Raw genomic sequence first — 19,127 nt, 5'->3', positions numbered from 1 at the left:
GTGTCGGCGGCCGCGGCTAGGCTCGCAGCATGGCTAAACCCGTCTCCAACTTCCGCTGCACCGAGTGTGGTTGGACCACCCTGAAATGGGCGGGCCGCTGCGGCGAATGCCAGCAATGGGGCACCGTGGTGGAAACCGCGGAGAAGACTGGCATCAGCCGGTCGGTCGCTCCCTCCGTTGTGAGCGGCACCGGCGTAGCCCGGCCGATCACCCACGTCGACACGACGGCGGTAGCGCACTGGCCCACCGGCATCAACGAGTTCGACAGGGTCCTCGGCGGCGGCATCGTGCCCGGCTCGGTGATCCTGCTTAGCGGCGAGCCCGGGGTGGGCAAGTCCACCCTGCTGCTCGAGGTGGCGTCCAAGGCGGCCGTAGCCAAGTCCCGGGTGCTCTACGTCAGTGCCGAGGAATCGGTGGCGCAGGTGCGCCTGCGCGCCGAACGCACCGGGGCACTGCAGCCGGAACTCTTCATCGCCGCCGAGACCGATCTGGCCACCATCCTCGGCCAGATCGACGCGGTCAAACCCGATTTGGTGATCATCGACTCCGTGCAGACGGTGTCCAGTTCCCTCAACGACGGCCAGGCCGGGCAGCCCGGCCAGGTGCGCGAGGTGGCGTCCACCCTCATCCGGCTCGCCAAGGACCGCAACCTGCCCGTGCTGCTGGTGGGGCACGTCACCAAGGACGGCACCATTGCCGGCCCGCGGCTGCTGGAACACCTGGTGGATGTGGTTTGTCAGTTCGAGGGCGACAGGCATACTGCGCTGCGGTTCGTGCGGGCCCTCAAGAACCGCTTCGGCTCCACCGACGAAGTGGGCTGTTTTGAAATGACCGGTGACGGCATCAGCGAGGTCGCTGACCCGAGCGGGCTGTTCCTCAGCCGCGGCACCGCCGCGGTCTCCGGCACCTGTGTGACCGTGGCGATGGAGGGACGTCGCGCCCTGCCGGTGGAGGTGCAGGCGCTCGTGATCGACACCGCCATGCCCAACCCGCGCCGGGTGACCAACGGCGTGGACGGCTCCCGCGTGGCGATGCTGCTGGCGGTGCTGGAGAAGCGGGCGGGCTATCCGCTCTCGAAAAAGGACGTGTACGTTTCCACGGTGGGCGGGGTACGGCTGGTGGAACCGGCCGCGGACCTGGCCATCGCGATCGCGGTCGCATCGGCGCTCAAGGACGAACCCATAGCGCACACCGTGGTGGCGTTTGGCGAGATCAGCCTGGCCGGTGAGATCCGTCCGGTGTCCGCGGCCAAGCAGCGCGCCGCCGAGGCCGCCCGGATGGGCTTCAGCACCCGTATCGACGCGTCCAGCAGCACCGTGCAGACCGCGGTGAACCGGGCGCTGGGCACGGGTGTTTCCCGGCGGGACGCCGAGCTGGACGACGCGTTCCGGTAGCGGGTCGGGTCAGTCCGTCGACGGCTCGATCGGTCCGAGTGCGCGCAGCAGGTCAGCCGGAGCCGCCTGCATCACGGCGGGGCCGGCCACGTCGAAGAAGACCATCTCCAGCGTCTCGCTGTGCACGGTGAGGAACTCCCGCAGCCACTGCCCGTCGGCCACCATCACCTGCGGATCGACCTCGTCGGGGATCATCCGGGCGTAGTTCTCGCCGGAGGAGAAGAGCAGCAGGGTGCGCTTGTCGCTGCCCTCCCGACCGAACACCCGCACCTGCTCGGCGGAGCCCTTGACCACGAGCAACGGCGCGATCACTACATCGTTGCGGAGCGCGTACGCCACCGCCGCGACATCCTGCTTGGCCAGGGCGCTGGCCAGGGCATCCGATCGGGTATCTGAAGTCGCGTCTGTCACGTGCTCCATTCAATCATTCACGGCCGGAGCGGGGCCACTCGAGGCCTCAGCCCGGAGCGAACACCGCGGGCTGGCGGTCAGTTGAGCAGGAACTGGGTGGGGCCGGCCGATTCGACGCCGCCCACGCTCACAGAGAGGTAGTACGACGCGCCCTCGCCGGGCACGGGCTCCCGGTCGATGATCTCGCAGGTCTCCGGGCTGGAGCGGGTACGGTCCCAGGTGAGCGGCGTCTTGGTGCTCACCGCGACGCCTGGCTGCAGGGTGACCTCGGCGTCTGCCGGGTCGGACTGGCAGTCGGTGGAGGACCAGTACACGTCGGCGCCGCTGGTGATCGTGAACACCTGCGTGGCGGTGCCGGCGTTCAGGGTGCAGGGTGTGCTGCCGGTGTTGGTCACGCTCAGGGAGAGCTCGGGTTCGTCGCCCGCGTCGTAGGCGTCCTGGTCGGTGATCGCCTCGACCTGCACGGCCGCCGGGTCGCACGCCGCCCCGGCGGCGCCGGGGGCGGCCGGGTCGGCGGTAATTGCCGGATCGGCCGCGTTTCCGGTCGGCGTCGGCGCCGCCGTCGATGCCGGGTCACTGCCGCCGCCGGGGCGCACGACGATCAGGATGACGATCAGGAGCACGGCGAGCACACCGAAGCCGACCACCAAACGACGGCGCCGGTAGACGGTGCTGGCCTGGGGGCCGACGGGATGCTTGATCGTCGACATGGTCCAAGGCTAGCGAGGTCTACCGGCGCCGCCGGTAATGCTCTGCGTGTCGGTTACGAATCCATCGAAACCCGGCGACGACTCACCAGAACCGCACCGAGCAGCAGCATCAGCGCGCCGCCGGCCAGCCACGGGCTGGCGTCCAGTCCGGTCTGGGCGAGTGTCGCGGCCGGGGTGACGCCGGTGACGGTGATCTCGGTCCAGCCGATCACGGCGCCCGCGGCATCCTGCACGATGATGCTGTGCGTACCGGCGGCGAGACCGGCCGGCACCACCGCGGCGACGGTGCCCGCGGCGCTGACCCGCTGCCAGCCGCCCAGGTTGATCGGCGTGGAGCGAACCCAGACGGAGACGTACTGACCGGCGAACGCGGTTCCGACGCCGATGGTGAGCTTGTCACCGGCGGCCACCGTGGAGTCATTGACCGTGATCTTGTTCTGCAGGGCCTTGGTCAGAGCGGACTCCGCCGCGGCCGTCGGTGCGCTCGTGGGAGCGGACGATCCGGTCTGGGGAAGCTCGGTGGGGGCGGGGGTCGGAGCCGTCGTCGGAACCGGGGTCGGAGCCGTCGTCGGCACCGGGGTCGGCTCGGTCGTCGGCACCGGGGTCGGCTCCGTCACCGGAACGGTGACGGCCAGGGGCACCCGCACCGTGGTGCCGGATTCCTTGGCCATGAGGGTGATCTCACTGGCGGCCGCGGCGTCGGTGGGCACTGTGACGGTGACCGTTGCGGCGCCGGTGGCGTCGACGGATGCCGGAGCGAAGACCGTCTTGCTGCCAGCCCAGGTGACGGCGAGTTCGGTGTTCTTCGGGGCACCTGTGGAGGTCAGGTTGAGCTGGGACACGGTGAAGCTCACGGTGTCACCGGGCTTGACCGCCGTGCTCGGCACCCCGGTCACGGAAGCCTGGTTGGCGGCGAATGACGGCGACAGCGGGCTGTTGGCCGTGATGTAGGACATCCAGGCGTCGCGGTCGACGAGGGCAGAGTCGGTGGTGCCGGTGCCCTCGGTGAAGACGCGGAAGTTGTCTCCACCGGTGAGCAGGAAGTTGAACGAGCCGATGGTGTAGCCGGCGGCCGGGTCGATGGGCTTCCCGTCGACCCAGATGCCGGTGATCCGGTCGCTCTCTGGACGGGTCGCGTCGAACGTGTAGTTCACATTGTCAGAGAGACCCAGCTGCAGGTAGGGGCGGCTGGGCACGGCGCCCTTGCTGTCGCGCTGCCACTGCTGTTCCAGGGCGATCTTGAACTGGGCTCCGGTGAGGGTGGTGGTCCACAGGTTGTTCGCGAACGGCAGAACGGCGTTTGCTTCCGAGACGCTCACGTCGGTGTCCGGTGTGGTCAGGAGGTCCTTGCGCAGTCCACCGGGGTTGACGACACCGATATCAGCGCCGCCCTTCTTCTCGTCGGACAAAGTCGCGAGCAGTGCGTTGGCCACCAAGGTGCCCATGGTCGACGGGGCGGCCCGGTCCTCGACAACGGGGGTCGCTCCGCCGATGGAGGCGCGGGTGATCGGCGCAGAGATGGTGCCGACACTCACGCTGCCTGTGACGGCCGCCTTGGCGATGGCCGCGTCGGTGATGTTCTTGACGGTGGCGACCCTGGGGAATGCGCTGACCAGAGCGGCGTCGGCGGCCGTGCTGCGCTTGACGTTCTGGTTCGTGACCGTGGTGGTGGCCCCAGTGACGGTGTCGTAACTGAGCACAACTTGGCCGATGTTCTCACCATAGTTACCGGTCTGCAGCACCGGGCGGGTCACGCCCGTCGCGGCACCGGGGACCTGGGCGTTCCAGGCGTACAGCTTGTGGGTGTGGCCGGTGAAGATGGCGTCCACCGCCGCTGAGGTCTTCGTGACGATCTTGGCGAAGGCGCTGCCGGTGAGGGCCAGCTCCTGCTCGAGGGTGGCGTTCTCCACGGTGCCGGCACCGGCGCCCTCGTGGTACTCGGCGATGATGACGTCGGCCTCGCCGTTGGCGTCGTCGCCGTCGGTGAGCTGGCCGGCGACCCGGTTGACCGCGTCGACAGGGTCACCGAAGCTGACGGATGCGATGCCGTTGGGCGAGACCAGGGTGGGGGTTTCCTCGGTCACGGTACCGATCACTGCAACAGTGACGCCCTGCACCTCGCGGAGCGCGTACTCCTGGAGAGCGGGCGTCTGGGTGCCCACCTTGTAGACGTTGGCACCGAGGTAGTCGAAGTTGGCTTTCTCCGAGACCCGACCGGTGAGGTCGTCCATGCCCTGGTCGAATTCGTGGTTGCCGACCGCGGAGGCTGACAGCTCGAGGGCGTTCAGTACGTCCAAGGTCGGGGTGTCCTGCTGCGACGCCGACTCGTAGGGCGAGGCGCCGATGTTGTCTCCGTCGGAGAGGAACAGGGTGCTCTCGGGGTGCTGGGCGCGCAGGGTCTCCACGGTCCCGGCAAATTTCACGGTGTTGGCATCGATTCGCCCGTGGAAGTCGTTGATGTTCAGCAGGTTCAGCTGCACCGGGAGCGGGGCCGCGACGGCCGGGACGGCAACGACGGGCGCGCCCACCAGGCACGCTCCGATCACTGCAGCGAAGGCCAGCCGGAGCGGGCGGGACGGGTTGAGCGACATTGTTCTCCTCGAAAGTGGTGCCGTGGGGTGACGGGGATGCAGATGAAGGGCCGGTGTGGCGCGCGTGAAAATCGGCGACAACAGCGGACGGACTGACTGTGGGGGCAGCCTAACGACGCCGGATGTCCGGCGGGTTACGGCGAGGCAACGTGCTCAGATGAGCACAGGAGGGCAGACGAGGCCAACTTCTGAGCGGTGGGGAGCGGGCGTCCCCCGGCTGGGGGATGCCCGCTTGCGCCGGCCGGTTAGGCGCTCGGCAGGGTGGAGCGGCGACGACGGGCGAGCAGCGCGCCGAGCAGTAGCAGGAGCAGGGCCCCGGCCAGCAGTGGGGCGCTCTCCACACCCGTGCTGGCGAGGGTGCCGGCCGCCGCAGAACCGGGGGCGACGATCGTGATCTCGGTCCAGCCGATGACCGCGCCCGCTGCATCCTGCAGGATGATGCGGTGCGTGCCAGCGGCCAGGTCCGTCGGCAGCGCCGTGGTCACGGTGCCCGCAGCGCTGACCTGCAGCCAGCCACCCAGGTTGACCGGGGTGGAGCGCACCCAGGCCGACACGAAGTCACCGGTATACGCGGCACCGGCCGTGATGGTGATCGCCGAGCCGGCCGAGTAGCGCGACGCGTTGGTGCTGATCTTGTCGCGCAGGGCGGCGGTGAGGGCACTCTCCGGCGCCGCGGTCGGGGCAAGCGTCGGTGCGGTGGCTGCTGGGACCGTGGGCGTCGACGTGGGTTCGGTCGTCGGGACAGGGGTCGGCGCCGTGGTGGGAACCGGGGTGGGCTCGGTCGTCGGGACCGGGGTGGGCTCCGTCGGACTGGCCAAGTTCAGGCCCAGGATCGCCGGGTCGTGGTCCGAGGACCTGAAGGCGTCTGCGACATAGAAGTCGGTCACGTTGTTGTTGTACCGGCTGTATTCCAGCGCCACGGATTCGACCGAGTTGATGTTCCAGACGTCCACATCGGTCACGACGGCATCCGCTTCGGGGGAAGCGAAGACGTGGTCGAGCGAACCGACCGACCCGCCGAACGCGTAGGTGTATTCGCCGCTCTTCGCTTCCTGGTTCAGGTAGCCGGCGTCGGTGATCACCTTGATCGGGTCTTCCTGGTCGTAGGCGTTGAAGTCGCCGGTGAGAAACACCCTGTCGATGCCGGACTGAGCCGAAATCGTGTCGGCGAACGCGACAAGCGCGGTCGCCTGGTTGACGCGGGAGGCGTTCGAGGCGCCCTGACCGTCGCCCATGTCGGCGTCCACGCCGGTGCCCGACCCCTTGGACTTGAAGTGGTTGACGATCGTGAGGAAGCGGCTGTCGGTATCGCCGACCAGCTGGAAGGCCTGGGCGAGCGGCTGGCGGGCGTTGCTGAACGCGGCGGATCCGGTGAGGATCGTGGATCCGCCCACGGTTTCGACAGCTGCCTTCTGGTAGATGAAGGCGGTGCGGATGACGTCTTCGTTGGCCGGCAGCGCGGCCGGGGACGGCACGAACGCCCAGGCATCCTGGCCGAGGTCGGCGTTCAACGCGGCGACCAAGGTGGCCAGGGCGGTGTCCCGGTTGGCGCCGAAGACTGCCGAGTTCTCGATTTCTTCGAGTGAGATGACCTGCGCGTCGAGGGCGTTGATGGCCGCGACAATCTTGGCCTGCTGGCGCAGGAAGTTCGCCTGGTCCGCCGCGCCGCGGGCGTCGCATCCGCCGCTGACGGTGATCTTGGCGCCGGCACGGTCGGTGTAGTACTGGCACCCGGTGAGGGTGTCGCCGGTGGTGGAGAAGTAGTTCAGCACGTTGAAGGTGCCCAGGCGGATGTCGCCGCCCACCTTTTCCGGCGCCGAGCTGCGGGTGTTCTCGAAGGTGGCCGGCTGCACGATGGCGGCGTTGGCGGGCACCAAGGCTGTTGTCGGCTGCAGCTTCCAGGCGCTGTTGCGATAGTCCAGGATCGTCGGCTTGGTGAAGGTGACCGGGGCGCCGATGCGTACCGGGGCGGTTGTGGAGAGGTACGGAACCGGCAGGCCCTTGTTGGACGAGCTGAGGTAGTTGGTGCTCGCGCCGTCGTCGAGGGTGACTGCCCGCGCCGCGTTGGCAGCGATGGCGGCCGTGTAACCGGCACTGCCGGGGCGGTCGGTGACGGTGGGGTTGACCAGGGGCGTCGTGCCGGCGGCGAGGCCGATTTCGGCGTACTGGTTAGTGGTGTAGTTGTTCGTCACCGTGAACGCACCAGCGGGGGCGACGAGCATGCCCTCCAGGCGTTCGCGGTCTGCGTCACCTGCCGGGAGCCGGAGTTCGGCGGCGACCGGGGCGGTGATGCCGGCGCCGTCGAGCCGGGTGATGTCGCCGAGAGCGTTGATGGTCAGCTGGGTGAGTCCGTAGTACTCGCTGACGGCGCCCGTGACGCTCACGTAGTCGCCGACAGCAACGTCGACGCCGAGGGTCTTGGTGTAGACGAAGATGCCGTGCGAGGCGGGATTGTTGGCACCATCGGTGCCGGGGGTCTGCAGGTAGAAGCCGGCGAAGCCGCCGGTGGGGTAGGCGGCGGTGACGACGCCGACGGTCTTCACGGTGCTACCGGCCAGCGGGCTGGCATCCGCGGTGCCCTGGATGGCGCTGATCGCGGTGGTGTCGGTGGGCGGGGCCGTCGTCGGGGTCGGGGTGGGCGTGACGACGGGCGGGTCGGTCGGGGCCGGTGTGGGTGTTCCGCCGGTCGGGCCGGCCGAATTGGTGGGGGTGATCGTGGCCGACAGGGTGATGTCTGCGGCGTTGTTGTCGGTGTCGGCGGCGGCGCTGCGGTTGAGCGACTTGACGTCGGTGTTGGAGCTCGGCGCCGGCGCGACGGCGCCTTCGAAGGTGAGGGAGGCGCCGTAGCCGACCAGGTCGATCACGTTCGGGTTACCGGCGGCGTTGCCGGACTCGAGGCTGAGCGGCGTGGTGGAGTTGGCGAGGATCAGGGTGCCGGTGGTGCCGCTGGGGTTGAGGGTGGAGACCTGGTCGGGGGTGGGCAGGGCCGCACCGTTCGCGCCGTTCGCATTCGACCCGCCGGAGACGAGATAGTACCCCTTGGCCGGGATCGTTCCGGTCAGAGCGACGGCCGCCGGGCTGTCGGTGACGACGCCGGTGGCCTTGCGGTACTGCAGCGACCAGGCGGAGAGGTCGATGGCGGTGTTGGTGGGGTTGTACAGCTCGACGAACTTGGCCGAGAACGCCGCGCCGGCGCTGCCGCCGCTGAGGTAGGCCTCGTTGATGACGACGCCGGTGCCGGCGGTGTTGGCCTGGGCGGGGAACGCGACGACCGGGGCGACGGCGAGGCACGCTCCGATCAGCGAAGCGAGGGCCAGCCGAAGCGGGCGGGGCGGGGCGAGCGACATGGAGTCTCCTGGGTGGGTGCGATGAACGGTCTGGCGGAACAGAGAGCAGGGCAGGGCAGGGCAGGGCGCAGGGCAAGGCGCGGTGGAGCTCGGGTTTCTGGCACGCCGAACGAGCCGGTAGGCGCGCAACGAACCCCGCAGGGCGGGCGGCGCACAAACCGTGCGGGTCGGCCGGAGTGCTTCGGGGGGCAGCCTAACGACCGACTATGTCCGGCTGGTTACGGCGCAGACAACATGCTCAGATGAGCAGAGAAATGCCGACGGCGCCCACATCTGAGCGGGCCGGGGGGACTCAGGCCAGGCGCTTGAGCATTCGGGTGTTGCCGAGGGTGTTCGGCTTGACGCGGGCGAGGTCGAGGAACTCCGCGACGCCCTCGTCCGGGGAGCGCACCAGCTCGGCATAGATGGCGGGGTCCACGGTTTCGGTGCCCATGTCGACGAACCCGTTCCGGGTGAAGAAGTCCACCTCGAAGGTGAGGCAGAACAGGCGCGTCAGGCCCAGTTCCCGGGCGTCCGCCTCCAGTCGGCCGATGAGCGCGTGCCCGATACCGCGCCCGAGCCAGTCCTCCGACACGGCGAGAGTGCGCACCTCGCCGAGGTCCTCCCACATCACGTGCAGGGCGCCGCAGCCGACGAGGTTTCCCTCGAGGTCCTCGACCACCCGGAACTCCTGCACGGCCTCATAGAAGACGACGCGGTCCTTGCCGAGCAGGATGCGTTGCTGCACGAGAGGTTCGACGAGCGCCTGGATGCGCGGCACGTCGCGGGTCTGCGCCCGGCGCACGATGAACTCCTGGTGTGTCACGTCCGCCCGCTCCCCTGGCCGCCAGCCGCGACCGATTCTGTTGTGTCGGAAGGTCAAGTCTAGGGGCGGACGACAAACGGCCCGGCGGATGTCCGCCGGGCCGTTCGTGTGGAGCTGTTGTGCCTATTCGCTGGTGATGGCCAGATCGGGCGTGCCCGGTCCGGTTCCGACAGCCGCGGCGGTATTGATGCCCACCGAGACGGCCTCGTTGCGGTTCGTCGTGGTGAACACGTACTCCCCGTCGACGAAGTCCACGTGCACGTGGTCGCCGGCGTTCAGTTCGCCGTGCAGGATCTTCTCGCTCAGGCGGTCCTCCACCTCACGCTGGATCGCGCGACGCAGCGGCCGGGCGCCCAGGGCGGGGTCGAAGCCGACCTCGATGAGATGCTCCTTCACCGCGAGGGTGAGGTCGATGGTCATGTCGCGGTCGAGCAGCCGGTCGCCCAGGCGCTTGATGAACAGGTCCACGATCTGCAGCAGTTCAGGCTTGGACAGCTGCGGGAAGACGATGATCTCGTCGACGCGGTTGAGGAACTCGGGCTTGAAGTGCTTCTTCAGTTCCTCGTTCACCTTTCCGCGCATCCGGTCGTAGCTGGTGGCCGTGTCGCCCTCGAGCTGGAAACCGACGGGCGAGCCGCTGATGTCCCTGGTGCCGAGGTTGGTGGTCATGATGATGACGGTGTTCTTGAAGTCGATCACGCGACCCTGGCCATCCGTCAACCGGCCCTCTTCCAGAATCTGGAGGAGCGAGTTGAAGATGTCGGGGTGAGCCTTCTCGATCTCGTCGAACAGCACAACGGAGAAGGGCTTCCGGCGCACCTTCTCGGTGAGCTGGCCACCCTCTTCGAAGCCGACGAACCCGGGAGGAGCACCGAACAGGCGCGAGACCGTGTGCTTCTCGCCGTACTCGCTCATGTCGAGCGAGATCATGGCGGCCTCGTCGTCGAAGAGGAACTCCGCGAGCGCCTTGGCCAGCTCGGTCTTGCCGACACCGGTGGGGCCGGCGAAGATGAACGAACCGCTCGGACGCTTCGGGTCCTTGAGTCCCGCACGGGTGCGACGGATGGTCTTGGCGAGTGCCGAGATGGCCTCTTCCTGACCGATGACCCGCTGGTGCAGTGCCTTCTCCATGAAGACCAGCCGCGAGGACTCTTCTTCAGTGAGCTTGAAGACGGGGATGCCGGTGGCCTGGGCCAGGACCTCGGCGATCAGGCCCTCGTCGACGACCGCGGTGGTCTTGACGTCGCCGGATTTCCACTTCTTCTCCAGACGCAGACGCTCGCCGAGGAGGTTCTTCTCCTCGTCGCGCAGGCCCGCGGCCTTCTCGAAGTCCTGGTCCTCGATCGCGGTTTCCTTGGCGGCACGCACCACCGCGATCTTCTCATCGAATTCGCGCAGCTCCGGCGGGCTGGACAGGATCGACAGGCGCAGGCGTGCGCCGGCCTCGTCGATCAGGTCGATGGCCTTGTCCGGCAGGAAGCGGTCGGAGACGTACCGGTCGGCGAGGTTCGCCGCGGCCACGAGGGCGCCGTCGGTGATGGACACCTTGTGGTGCGCCTCGTACCGGTCGCGCAGCCCCTTGAGGATGTTGATGGTGTGCGGCAGCGACGGCTCGTTCACCTGGATGGGCTGGAAGCGGCGCTCGAGCGCGGCATCCTTCTCGAAGTGCTTGCGGTATTCATCCAGCGTGGTGGCGCCGATGGTCTGCAGTTCACCGCGGGCCAGCAGGGGCTTGAGGATCGACGCCGCGTCGATGGCGCCTTCGGCGGCACCGGCTCCGACGAGGGTGTGGATCTCGTCGATGAACACGATGATGTCGCCGCGGGTGCGGATCTCCTTGGTGACCTTCTTCAGGCGTTCCTCGAAGTCACCGCGGTAGCGGCTGCCGGCGATGAGCGAACCGAGGTCGAGCGAGTAGAGCTGCTTGTCCTTCAGCGTCTCGGGCACATCGCCCTTGACGATCGCCTGGGCGAGGCCCTCGACGACGGCGGTCTTGCCGACGCCGGGTTCACCGATGAGCACGGGGTTGTTCTTGGAGCGGCGGGAGAGGATCTGCATGACCCGCTCGATCTCCTTCTCGCGCCCGATGACGGGGTCGAGTTTGTTGTCGCGCGCCGCCTGGGTGAGGTTGCGCCCGAACTGGTCGAGAATCTGGCTGCCCGCGGGGTTGGCCGCGGTCTCGTTCGCACCCACCTGCACCTGCTCCTTCCCCTGGTAGCCGGAAAGGAGCTGGATGACCTGCTGGCGCACCCGGTTGAGGTCGGCGCCGAGCTTGACCAGCACCTGGGCGGCCACGCCCTCGCCCTCGCGGATGAGCCCGAGCAGGATGTGCTCGGTTCCGATGTAGTTATGGCCAAGCTGCAACGCTTCGCGCAGGCTCAGCTCGAGGACCTTCTTGGCGCGCGGCGTGAACGGAATGTGCCCGGTCGGCTGCTGCTGACCCTGGCCGATGATGTCCTGCACCTGTTCGCGCACGGCATCCAGCGAGATGCCGAGGCTCTCCAGGGCCTTGGCGGCCACGCCTTCACCCTCGTGGATGAGCCCGAGCAGAATGTGCTCGGTTCCGATGTAGTTGTGGTTGAGCATCTTGGCCTCTTCCTGGGCCAGGACGACGACACGACGAGCTCGGTCGGTAAATCTCTCAAACATATGAACACTCCCTTGGCGCCAGGGCGGTTATGGCACCGATACAAAGAGAGTAACCAGCGGATGCCCGGATGCGTGCCTCTGTTCGCCATGGGCGTGACACATGTGACTCCCGCGCTCGCCTCCGTCTCCTGCAGCACCGGCGGTTCCGCGGCATTTTCCCCGACCTGCCCCCGTTCGGACGAGTTGCGCCGGCGCACCGGAGCAGGTGGACCGCAGCGGGGCAGCTCGACTGAGGCCCTTGCTCAGCACAACGACAAACGATATGGTCATGATCGGTATTCATATCGATAATCGTTAGGAGCATCTCGTGATGAAAACAGCCCAGGCCGAGAGGGCGCAACGCACGTCCCGGCTGGAACACCGGCTCGGCAGGGTTCTCACCTGGCTGGTACTGATCGGGGCCGTGCTCTCGGGGCTTCTGGCGACCGGCATCGGCGCCGTCACCCTGGTCCGGCAGCTCCTCACCGACAGGTTCGTCGTCACACTCTTCGCGGATGCTCCCCTGCCGTCGGCAGCGTCAACCGGCACCGCGCAGATCCACGGCGGCAGTTTCGACACGGCCGAGGTCACCGTCACCGGGCTCAGCGCACTGCCCAGGTTTCTGCTCACCCTGGAGGGCTCCACCGCGTTGGCCACGGCGCTGCTGGTCTCGGCGACGGTCTTCTATTTCTGCTGGAGCGTACTGCGCCGCCGCCCGTTCAACCGTCCGGTCTTCTGGCTGGTCGCCCTGGTCGGCTACGCACTGCTGCTGGGCACCGTGCTGGGGCAGGGCTTCGGCGGGCTGGGCCGCATGATCGCCGCGGGCGAGCTGAACGGCGACGCCCCCGACGGCTTCTGGCCACTGGCCACCCTCGTCGACCTCGCACCCGCCGGCACCGGACTCGTGCTCCTCGTCGCCGCCGCCGCCATTTCCCTCGGCCAGCGTCTGCAACGCGAGACCGACGGACTCGTCTAGTGGCGCCCGCCGCCGACGACGAGGCCACGGGCATCCACTGCCGGCTCGACGCGCTGCTCATCGAGCGCGGGATGACACTCACCAGGCTCAGCGAGCTTGTCGGAGTCAGCGTGGTCAACCTGTCGGTCCTCAAGAACGACCGGGCCAGGGCCATCCGGTATTCGACCCTGGCCGCGGTCTGCGCCGCCCTGGACTGCGAGGTCGGCGACCTGCTCGTGCGCGCCGACTGAGCCAGGCCAGCAGCGTGAGGCCCTTGCGAGGGCACCGGACTGCGCAAATACTGTGAGCACTCAGGCTCCACGATTTTGCGACCTGCACCCGCAGGCGAAAGGCGGCGGCACATGGACGGCTCCTCGAACCTCGCCAAACCGGCTCGCACGAACGGCCGCGCCGACCCCGCCGCCGAAATCGCCCGGCTCTCCGCCGAGAACGCTCGGCTGCGCGGACAGCTCGGCCCGGCCGCCGAACACCGAGCGTCCGCCAGGTGGCGGGCGTTTTTTGCGGCGCTGCTGATCACGATCGGGGTGCTCCTGGCCCCGGTGAGCGTGGTGGCCTATTGGACCAAGGGCTACATCAATGACACCGACAGGTTCGTCGCCTCGCTCGCCCCGCTCGCGGACGACCCCGCGGTGCAGGCGTACCTGGTTGACGAGATCGTCGCGGTGGTCAACGAGAACGTCGACATCAACACCATCACCAGCGATCTCTTCACCGGGCTGGAGAGCCTCGACCTGCCGCAGGCCGCCAAAGACGCCCTGGCGCTGCTCGAGACACCCGCCGCGCAGGGGGTCCAGCAGCTGATCGAGTCCGCAGCCACCAATATCGTCGCCTCGGATGCCTTCGCCGAGCTGTGGGAACAGGCGCTGCGCACCAGCCAGACCCAGGTCATCGCGGCGCTGGAGGGTGATACCTCCACGGCGCTGGTGATCAGCGACACCGGCGAACTCGGCATCCAGCTCGGGCCGATCATCGCAGAAGTGAAGAAGGAACTGGTCGACCGGGGCTTCTCGTTGGCGACGAACATCCCCGAGGTCGATCGCACCATCGTGGTGGCCCAGTCTGACTCGTTGGTGCAGGCGCGCACCGGGTATCAGCTGCTGAACGTGCTCGGTTTCGTCCTGCCGCTGGTGAGCCTAGGCCTGATCGTCCTCGGCGTGCTGGTGGCCAAACGACGCTCCCGCACCATGATCTGGGCCGGACTCACCCTGGCCCTGGCCATGGCCGTGCTCGCCGCCGGGATCGCGGTGGGGCGGATCCTCTTCATCAGCGCGCTGTCGCCCACGTACCTCCCCAACAACGTGGCCCAGGCGCTGTATGACGCCGTGGTGCCGTTCATCAACACCACGGCCCTGTCGGTAGGGCTCGTCGGCTTCACCGTGGCCGTGGTGGCGTACCTGGCCGGGCCGTTCCGTGGGTCGACGATCGTGCGGCGGGCCACCATCGGCACCAGCGCCCGGCTCCGGGCGGCGGCGGCGAACGCCGGGGTCACGACGGGCAGCTTCGGGGACTTCCTCTATCACTACCGGCGCCTGGCCCACGTGCTGATCGGGCTTGCTGCAGCCGCGGTCGCGATCTTCTGGCGCCCGCTTGCTGTACCGGTGATCATGTGGACGGCGGTCCTGGCGCTGATTGCCGTTCTGCTCGTCGAGTTGCTGCAGCGGCCGCCGGTCGCGCCCGGGATTCCAACGGTCCCCGGGACGAGGCCGGACACGCCCCCGGGGCCGCAGGAACCGACGGCCGCGGCCGGCACCGAACCGGTCAACCCCACCCTCCCGTTGCCGCCGGCAGACCCCGACGATCTGCGCGGGCAGACCGGCCCGACCGAGCCCCTCGAACCGCTACGCACCCCGGCACGCCCGGAATAAGCTCACAGTGTGAGCAACCTCGAAACCGAACCGGTCGAACTCGTCTGTGACCCCAGCACGACCACCGAGGTGGATATTGTCATCCTGCAGCCCCGGGATGTTCCCCTGGGCGGTCTGCGGGCGATGGGCGTGCGTCGCACTCTCCCCCAGCGCGCGAGAAGCCTGATCGGCGCCTGGTGCTTCGTCGATCACTACGGCCCGGACGACGTGTCGGTCACCGGCGGGATGGTGGTGCCGCCGCATCCGCACACCGGGTTGCAGACGGCGAGCTGGCTGTTCGCCGGCGAGGTCGAGCACCGTGACAGCGTCGGCAGCCTCGCCCTGGTCCGGCCGGGCGAGCTGAACCTGATGACCGCGGGTTCCGGTATCAGCCACTCCGAGGTGTCCACACCAGACACCACGGCGCTGCACGGGGTGCAGCTGTGGATCGCCCTGCCCGAGCTCACCCGACACCAGGCGCCGCACTTCGAGAACCACGTCATCACACCGGTGACGCGCGGCGCGGTCACCCTGCACGTGTTCCTGGGCACCCTGGCCGGACAGACCGCCGCCGCCACCGGGGACACCCCGCTGGTCGGCGCTCAGATCGACCTGCCGGCCGGGTCGTCGATCGACCTCGACGTCGACCGGTCTTTCGAACACGGGGTGCTCGTCGACGTCGGCACCGTCAGTGTCGGCGGCGCACCAGTGCACCGGAACGAACTGGGCTTCATCGACAGCGGACGTCCGGTCATCCGCCTGGAGAACACCGGCGACAGCCCGACCCGGGTGCTACTGCTGGGCGGTGAGCCGCTCGGCGAGCAGATCGTGATGTGGTGGAATTTCATCGGCCGCAGCCACGAGGAGATCACCGCCTGGCGGGACCAGTGGCAGGCGGAGGTGATCGACGGCTCGGATGCCGCCGGCCGGTTCGGCCACGTCGCGTACCATGGTGCTCCGCTGCCTGCGCCGATGCTGCCCACCGTGCGGCTCAAACCCCGCCGCTGAACCGCGGTTCGCCGGCCGCGGCTACTGCACGGCGGAGGTCAGCCTGGCCAGGTTGTCGAGGATCGTCGAGCGCAACGGCTGCTTCATCCACTCTTCGAGGGTGAGCTCCCGACTGTCTGCCCGGTAGCCGTCCTCCACCGCCCGCAGCGCCTGCACGAATGACGCCCCACGCACCATCAGGGACACCTCGAAGTTGAGGCTGAACGAACGCATGTCCATGTTGCTCGAGCCGATCACGGCGACGTCGTCGTCGATGGTGAAGTGCTTGGCGTGCAGAACGTACGGCGCTTTGTACATGTAGATCTTCACGCCCGCCTGCAGCAGTTCCTCGTAGTAGGAACGTTGTGCGTGGTAAACGAGAGCCTGGTCGCCGATCTCGGACACGAAAAGTTCCACGTGCAGGCCGCGCTGCACGGCTGTCGTGATCGCGTACATGATCGACTCGTCCGGCACGAAATACGGGCTGGTGATCACGATGCGTTCCTGCGCGTAGTACAGCAGCGCGAGGAACAGGCGCAGGTTGTTCTCGCCCTCGAAGCCGGGTCCGCTGGGCACGACCTGGCAGTCGATGGCATCCGAGATGTCCTCGGGGTGCACGGGCTCGATGTCGCGGGTGAGCAGCTCGTTGGTCTCGCTGTACCAGTCGGTGATGAAGATCGCGTTCAGGCCCGAGACGATGGGGCCTTCGAGCCGCACCATCAGGTCTTTCCATTTGAGGCCGCGGCGGATGTTGCTCTTCATGTTGTAGGTGCGGTCGATCACGTTCTGCGAGCCCATGAACCCGACCCGGCCGTCGACGATGACGAGTTTGCGGTGGTTGCGCAGGTCGGGCCGCTGCCACTGGCCCTTGAACGGCTGCAGCGGCAGCATCAGCTGCCACTGCACCCCGGATTCGGTGAGCCGTTTCTTGGTTTGTTTGAAGCCCGGCTTCCGCATCGACTGGATGTGGTCCATCAGCACCCGCACCGTCACGCCGCGCTTGACGGCGTTCTCCAAAGCGTCGAAGAACGGCGTCGTGGTGGGGTCGAGGGAGAGGATGTAAAACTCGACATGCACGTACTTCCGGGCCTTGTCGATATCGGCGACCATCGCGGCGAAGGTCTCCTCATAGTTGCCGTGCAGCCGCGCCCGGTTGTCGCCGACGAGCGGCATCGCGCCGAGATTGCGGTTGAGCGCGACCACGGATTCGAGCCAACCCGGCCACGGGTGGTCGCGTTGCACGCGTTCCATGCCGGCGGTGCTGTCGAGGATGAACTGGTTGATCTCGGCCTGCATTTCCACCCGACGCTTGGGCAGGGTGCGATAGCCGATCAGCAGGAAGAGCAGGAAACCGAGGTAGGGGATCAGGAAGATCGCCAGCAGCCACGCCATGCCGGAGGTGGGCCTGCGGTTGCGGGGTACGACGATGATCGCGATCACCCGGATGGCGAAGTCAACAAGGAATGCCACCACGAGAAGGATGGTGGAAAGGTCAATACCGAACACGGTTAGGCGGCCGGTTTGTCAAGGCCGAGTCTGGCCCGCTCCTCGGCTTCGACCCGCGCGTAGGCGTTTCGTTCGGTGCGGTCTGAACGGATGATGGCGCGCACGATGATCCAAAAGAGCACCCCGACCAAAACCGTGGGCGCGAGCGAGTACAAAGCGTTGGCCCAGAAGCTATCCATAGTCCCCTCAGCCTACGCGATCTGGACGCGCCCGCCGCCGGGCTACTTGGTGAGGATGCCGAAGATCCCGGAACCGAGCAGGTACAGGCCGACGCCACCCACCACGATCCAGATCATGATCCGGTTGGTCGACGGGCCCTTCTTCTTTCCGTCGTCATCCGGCTTCAGCTGGTCCTTGGGCAGAAAAGTCATCATGCGGGTTACTTTACCAACGGGAACAGAATGGTCTCCCGGATACCGAGGCCGGTCAGGGCCATCAGCAACCTGTCGATGCCCATTCCCATGCCACCGGTGGGCGGCATGCCGTGCTCCAGGGCCCGAAGGAATTCTTCGTCCAGACGCATCGCCTCCGGGTCGCCGCCGGCGGCGAGCCGGGCCTGCTCCACGAAGCGTTCGCGCTGCACGACGGGGTCGACGAGCTCGGAGTAACCGGTGGCCAGTTCGAAGCCACGGATGTAGAGGTCCCACTTCTCCACGACGCCGTCGATCGAGCGGTGGCCGCGCACCAGCGGGCTGGTGTCCACCGGGAAGTCGAGCACGAAGGTGGGCCGGACCAAGTCGCCCTTGACGAAGTGCTCCCACAGCTCTTCGACGTACTTGCCGTGGATGGGGTGGTCGACCTCGACGCCTTCGGCGGCGGCCAGGGCCTGCAGCTCGGCCAGCGGGGTGGCCGGGCTGATGGTGCGTCCCACGGCGGCGGAGAGGCTGTCGTACATGCTGATGCGGTCCCACTGGCCGCCCAGGTCGTACTCGGTTCCGTCGGCCCAGGTCACCACGTGCGAGCCGCCGGTGATGGCCGCAGCAGCATCCTGGATCAGAGTCTGGGTGAGCTCGGCGATCGAGGTGTAGTCGCCGTAGGCCTCGTAGGCCTCGAGCATCGCGAATTCGGGCGAGTGGGTGGAGTCGGCGCCCTCGTTGCGGAAGTTGCGATTGATCTCGTAGACCCTGTCGATGCCGCCGACGACGGCGCGTTTGAGGAACAGCTCCGGTGCGATGCGCAGGAACAGTTCGGTGTCGAACGCGTTGCTGTGGGTGGAGAACGGCCGGGCCGAGGCGCCGCCGTGCAGGGTCTGCAGCATCGGCGTTTCGATCTCGAGGAAGCCGCGCGCGGTGAAGGTGGCGCGCAGGCTCGCGACGGCCTGGGAGCGCTGCACCACGGTGCGGCGGGCCTGCTCACGGGCGATGAGGTCGAGGTAGCGGCTGCGCACCCGGGTCTCTTCGCTGAGTTCGGAGTGCAGGTTCGGCAGCGGCAGCAGTGCCTTGGCGGCGATCTGCCACTCGGTGACCATGACCGACAGTTCGCCGCGGCGGGAGGAAATGACCTCACCGGCGACAAAGACGTGGTCGCCGAGGTCGACGAGGTCCTTCCAGGCGGCCAACGATTCGTCGCCGACGGCGGCGAGCGACACCATGGCCTGGATGCGGCTGCCGTCGCCGGCCTGCAGGCTCGCGAAACAGAGCTTGCCGGTGTTGCGCAGATGCACCACCCGACCGGCCAGGCCCACGGTCTCGCCGGTGGCGGCGTCCGCTTCGAGCTCGCCGTACCGGGCGCGCACGGCGGGGATGGTGTGGGTGACGGGCACCGACACCGGGTAGGCGCCGCCGGCCGGGCTGGACGCGGCCGCGTTCAGGCGGTCACGCTTGGCCAGACGCACGGCCTTCTGCTCGGTCAGTTCGGCCGCGGCCTGTGCGTCATCGTTGCTGGGCGTGTTGCCGGGCACGGCGTCGGGGGTGGTGCTCATGCGGTTC

Annotated in this window: 15 protein-coding genes; 5 read left to right on the top strand and 10 right to left on the bottom strand. The window is 67.9% G+C overall.

Annotated features, from left to right (window positions below):
* The first annotated feature begins 29 nt into the window (after positions 1–29).
* The gene (gene radA / locus E3T22_RS13760; protein ID WP_134407817.1) at positions 30–1,394 is read left to right on the top strand and encodes a DNA repair protein RadA; all 1,365 of its coding nucleotides are present in this window, start codon (positions 30–32) and stop codon (positions 1,392–1,394) included.
* A 9-nt stretch (positions 1,395–1,403) separates the two neighbouring features.
* On the opposite strand, the gene E3T22_RS13755 is transcribed toward radA, so the two are convergent.
* From E3T22_RS13755 to E3T22_RS13730, 6 genes are all read right to left on the bottom strand, one after another.
* Positions 1,404–1,805 (bottom strand): dehydrogenase, encoded by a 402-nt coding sequence (locus E3T22_RS13755; protein ID WP_370291565.1) that lies wholly within the window; start codon positions 1,803–1,805, stop codon positions 1,404–1,406.
* A 77-nt stretch (positions 1,806–1,882) separates the two neighbouring features.
* The gene (locus E3T22_RS13750) at positions 1,883–2,515 is read right to left on the bottom strand and encodes a DUF4232 domain-containing protein (RefSeq protein ID WP_134480935.1); all 633 of its coding nucleotides are present in this window, start codon (positions 2,513–2,515) and stop codon (positions 1,883–1,885) included.
* A 53-nt stretch (positions 2,516–2,568) separates the two neighbouring features.
* Positions 2,569–5,106, bottom strand: a complete 2,538-nt coding sequence (locus tag E3T22_RS13745; RefSeq protein WP_134480936.1) for a bifunctional UDP-sugar hydrolase/5'-nucleotidase — start codon at positions 5,104–5,106, stop codon at positions 2,569–2,571.
* Between the two features lie 245 nt (positions 5,107–5,351).
* Positions 5,352–8,453 (bottom strand): ExeM/NucH family extracellular endonuclease, encoded by a 3,102-nt coding sequence (locus tag E3T22_RS13740; RefSeq protein WP_134480937.1) that lies wholly within the window; start codon positions 8,451–8,453, stop codon positions 5,352–5,354.
* 292 nt (positions 8,454–8,745) lie between these two features.
* Positions 8,746–9,258 carry an amino-acid N-acetyltransferase gene (locus E3T22_RS13735; protein WP_134480938.1) on the bottom strand — a complete coding sequence of 171 codons (513 nt, stop codon included), beginning with the start codon at positions 9,256–9,258 and terminating at the stop codon, positions 8,746–8,748.
* Positions 9,259–9,381: 123 nt separating this feature from the next.
* A complete protein-coding gene (locus tag E3T22_RS13730) occupies positions 9,382–11,907 on the bottom strand; it encodes an ATP-dependent Clp protease ATP-binding subunit (protein ID WP_088457304.1) in 2,526 nt (841 codons plus the stop codon).
* 307 nt (positions 11,908–12,214) lie between these two features.
* On the opposite strand from E3T22_RS13730, the gene E3T22_RS13725 reads away from it, so the two are divergent.
* From E3T22_RS13725 to E3T22_RS13710, 4 genes are all read left to right on the top strand, one after another.
* Positions 12,215–12,862, top strand: coding sequence for a hypothetical protein (locus tag E3T22_RS13725; RefSeq protein ID WP_134480939.1), 648 nt, complete (start codon positions 12,215–12,217; stop codon positions 12,860–12,862).
* A complete protein-coding gene (locus tag E3T22_RS13720) occupies positions 12,862–13,092 on the top strand; it encodes a helix-turn-helix transcriptional regulator (protein ID WP_088457306.1) in 231 nt (76 codons plus the stop codon). Before E3T22_RS13725 ends, E3T22_RS13720 begins: the two co-directional genes overlap by 1 nt.
* A 111-nt stretch (positions 13,093–13,203) precedes the next feature.
* Positions 13,204–14,727, top strand: coding sequence for a hypothetical protein (locus tag E3T22_RS13715; protein ID WP_103479280.1), 1,524 nt, complete (start codon positions 13,204–13,206; stop codon positions 14,725–14,727).
* 9 nt (positions 14,728–14,736) lie between these two features.
* Positions 14,737–15,714: a pirin family protein gene (locus E3T22_RS13710; RefSeq protein ID WP_088457308.1), complete on the top strand. Its 978-nt coding sequence runs from the start codon at positions 14,737–14,739 to the stop codon at positions 15,712–15,714.
* Positions 15,715–15,735: 21 nt separating this feature from the next.
* Here the strand turns inward: E3T22_RS13710 and cls are convergent, their stop codons facing one another.
* From cls to lysS, 4 genes are read right to left on the bottom strand one after another with little or no spacing between them, the layout of a single operon-like run.
* Positions 15,736–17,190 carry a cardiolipin synthase gene (gene cls, locus E3T22_RS13705; protein ID WP_088458123.1) on the bottom strand — a complete coding sequence of 485 codons (1,455 nt, stop codon included), beginning with the start codon at positions 17,188–17,190 and terminating at the stop codon, positions 15,736–15,738.
* Between the two features lie 11 nt (positions 17,191–17,201).
* Positions 17,202–17,378 carry a hypothetical protein gene (locus E3T22_RS19075; protein ID WP_165787932.1) on the bottom strand — a complete coding sequence of 59 codons (177 nt, stop codon included), beginning with the start codon at positions 17,376–17,378 and terminating at the stop codon, positions 17,202–17,204.
* A 42-nt stretch (positions 17,379–17,420) separates the two neighbouring features.
* Positions 17,421–17,573 carry a hypothetical protein gene (locus E3T22_RS19070; protein WP_165787931.1) on the bottom strand — a complete coding sequence of 51 codons (153 nt, stop codon included), beginning with the start codon at positions 17,571–17,573 and terminating at the stop codon, positions 17,421–17,423.
* 5 nt (positions 17,574–17,578) lie between these two features.
* A complete protein-coding gene (gene lysS / locus E3T22_RS13700) occupies positions 17,579–19,120 on the bottom strand; it encodes a lysine--tRNA ligase (protein ID WP_134480940.1) in 1,542 nt (513 codons plus the stop codon).
* Positions 19,121–19,127 lie beyond the last annotated feature (7 nt).

Origin of the sequence: Cryobacterium sp. TMB3-10 (assembly GCF_004402305.1) — a bacterium.
GTDB classification, from domain to species: Bacteria; Actinomycetota; Actinomycetes; order Actinomycetales; family Microbacteriaceae; genus Cryobacterium; species Cryobacterium zongtaii.
Note: the sequence above shows the minus strand (reverse complement) of the source record. Positions and strands in the feature narration are given on the sequence as shown.